4 protein-coding genes are annotated in these 2,604 nt (G+C 69.4%); all 4 read right to left on the bottom strand.

Annotated features, from left to right (window positions below):
* Window positions 1-1,040 (bottom strand): methionine synthase (locus WA805_RS10780; protein WP_425242270.1); only part of this gene is annotated, 1,040 nt, incomplete at its 3' end.
* Between the two features lie 140 nt (window positions 1,041-1,180).
* Window positions 1,181-1,480: a hypothetical protein gene (locus WA805_RS10785; protein WP_425242271.1), complete on the bottom strand. Its 300-nt coding sequence runs from the start codon at window positions 1,478-1,480 to the stop codon at window positions 1,181-1,183.
* Window positions 1,477-1,734 (bottom strand): hypothetical protein, encoded by a 258-nt coding sequence (locus WA805_RS10790; RefSeq protein ID WP_422280666.1) that lies wholly within the window; start codon window positions 1,732-1,734, stop codon window positions 1,477-1,479. Before WA805_RS10790 ends, WA805_RS10785 begins: the two co-directional genes overlap by 4 nt.
* Window positions 1,735-1,847: 113 nt before the next feature.
* Window positions 1,848-2,216 (bottom strand): hypothetical protein, encoded by a 369-nt coding sequence (locus tag WA805_RS10795; RefSeq protein ID WP_422280668.1) that lies wholly within the window; start codon window positions 2,214-2,216, stop codon window positions 1,848-1,850.
* Window positions 2,217-2,604: the final 388 nt, after the last annotated feature.

Raw genomic sequence — 2,604 nt, forward strand, 5'->3', positions numbered from 1 at the left:
CAGTTCCATAACGCCAGCTCCCCCATCATCTCCGTCAGGATGCGCGCCGCTTCCCGCACCCACCGCAACGCCTCGCGCGCCTGCGCGGGCGACGCGCCGGCGAGCCCGCATGCGGGCGTGATCACGACCTGCCGCGCGCAGTCGCCCGGCGACAGCCACGTCCTCCGCCACACCTCCGCGACGGCTCGAGCGGTATCGGCGGGAGTCACCCCGGGACGTTCGGGATAATCGAAGCCAGACAGGGCGCCGACCAGCAGCCCAGCGCCCGCATCAGCCGCCGTCGCGAGCTCGTCGTAGTCGGTGTTCCGCAGCAGGCTCGCGTCAAAGGAGACCGCGTCCGCTCCGGCGCTCAGGATTATCCCGAACGGAAGGTTGCGACTGCAGCAGTGCACCGCCGTGTACCTTCCGGCGGCGACGAGCACCTCGTGCAGTCTCTCCCGCAGCACCTCCTCATCCACCGGGCGAACGCGGGACAGGCCGCTGGCGGTCGGCACCCCGCCCGCGGCGACCGCAGGCAGCGCAGGCTCGTCCAGCTGGACGATGATGGTCGCCCCCGGGATCCGTTTCGCGACCTCGGCGACGTGCGCGGCAACGCCTTCGGCCAGCGACGTCGCCAGGTCGGCGACCAGGCCGGGGTCCGCGAGCGCCGGGTTCAGCGAGCGCGGCTGCTCGACGGTCGCGGCGAGCGTCCACGGCCCGGCGACCTGCACCTTCAGCAGCCCCTGGTATCCGTCCAGGGCCTCCTCCATCGCGTCGAGGTCGGCGGAGAGCAGGCCGCGGGCGCGGCGCATGTCACGGCCGGGGCGGTCGGCGATCCGCCAGCCGCGCGGCGTGACTTCGACGGGGATGTCCACGAGCAGCGCGGCGGCGCGCCCGGTCAGGTCCGCCCCTGGCCCGCGCGCCGGGAGCTCGGCGAGGTGCGGGAGGTCGGGCAGTTCGCCGGCGATGATCCGGGCCGCCTCCATCGGGTCGCCGCCGGGCATCGACCCGATCCCAGTCGCGGTACCCGGCGCCCACGGAAATGCCTGCTGTTCGGCCACGATGTCGAGCTTAGCCGGGCGCGGTCCTCAGGTCGCGGACGCGCCACAGACGCCAGCGGTCCCCGGGCTCCTGGGACTGGAGCCCGGGGACCGCCTTCCCTGGCGCGGCCCCGGCTATCGCGCCAAGCTCTGTTGTCTCCTCAGTCGCTGCGGGCGGCTAAGTCACGGCGCCCGCCGGGCCACGGTGGCGGCGCCTCGCCGATTTCATCCGGGCGCAGCTGTCCTTCCCAGCCGGGCTGGTCTTCCCCGTCAGGACCGGCTGGCCACCGTGGCCGGTCCCAGTCGAGGGTCTCGGCCGGACGCATGGCATGCCGGCGCCGTGCCCCGTGTCCGCGGTGGTCGCGCATCGCGGACAGTGCCATCACGCCCAGTACGCCCGTCAAGATCCCGGCGACAAAAAACAGGGCGACGACGCCTACCATGAGCCCGAAGCCGGTCACCGGAGGGACTCCCGCCGCATCACTCGGCCGTCCTCGTCGAACTGGAACGCCCGCTCCGGCCTGGCGCCCCGGACCCAGACCCCGAGCAGCCGCCGCGCGCCCAGGCACGCCGGGTCCGGTGCCTTCCCCCACAGGGAGAAGCGCCTGTCCTCACGCCGCGACGCGAACGAGACGACCAGCACGATCCCGATCACGATCCCGAGGACGAAGACGCCCAGGATCCCTATCCCCGCTGCCACTTCTATGCTGCTCATGCCGGCCTCCCGTAGCCGAGCTTTTCGGCATACCACCTGGTCAAGCCAGCTGATCTGCCTAGCCCATCTGGTTCATGCGACCCATCCGGGCTGTCCCTACCTCTAGGGGTACGTCATAGATGCCCCTGGATGTAAGGCTGAAACATCTCATCGGTCTCATAGGTGAGATTCATCCGAAACCACTGATCTATGTCATTCCAGTTGTTGGGATGAATCAATCTGGTGAAAGCGGTGGTCATTGTGCCGATGTACAGGTCGATCGCCCAGGGCTGCGGCGCGGCGCAGAACACTTCCAGGGACGTCGGCTGGGTGCATGAGACGCTCGGGTTCCCTCGTGACCAAGCGGGAACAGGGAACGTCATCACCTGGCAGCTCAAGTCATCGTCAGGGACGCGAACGAAGGGCCGACGCCCTTCGCAGTCACCCTCGGGCGTTCCCGCCGACGGGTAAAAGTTCAGCATCAGCGCGCGCCGGTTGCTCACGACCGAGCCGCCATACGGCAAACTGACCTGCGATAACGCCCCCACGGCTAGGCTCCGCGGGCAAAGACGCGTCACACCAGTCGCGGCCGCGTGCCTTCCGATTCCCAGCGGATACGTGCCATTGGGCGAGGAGTCGCGCGCTCCAGCCGGCACGGCTGGGCGGGTGGCCGGTCAACGTTCCGGTCACGTCCTCCTTTTGCGGATTGCGAACGAGATCGCGAAGAAGGCGCCGGACAAGATGCCCATGGCCGCAGCGTCCCGAGGGTGAAGATGATGAGGGTGCTAACGAAACCGGCCAGGGGAGCCTCCCGGCTCTCCTGCGAGCCTGACGATCTGAGACGGCCGGGAGCCACTCAAGGTCCAGCTATGACCAAGCGTTTGACCTGGT

Source organism: Trebonia sp. (assembly GCF_049794275.1).
GTDB lineage: Bacteria > Actinomycetota > Actinomycetes > Streptosporangiales > Streptosporangiaceae > Trebonia.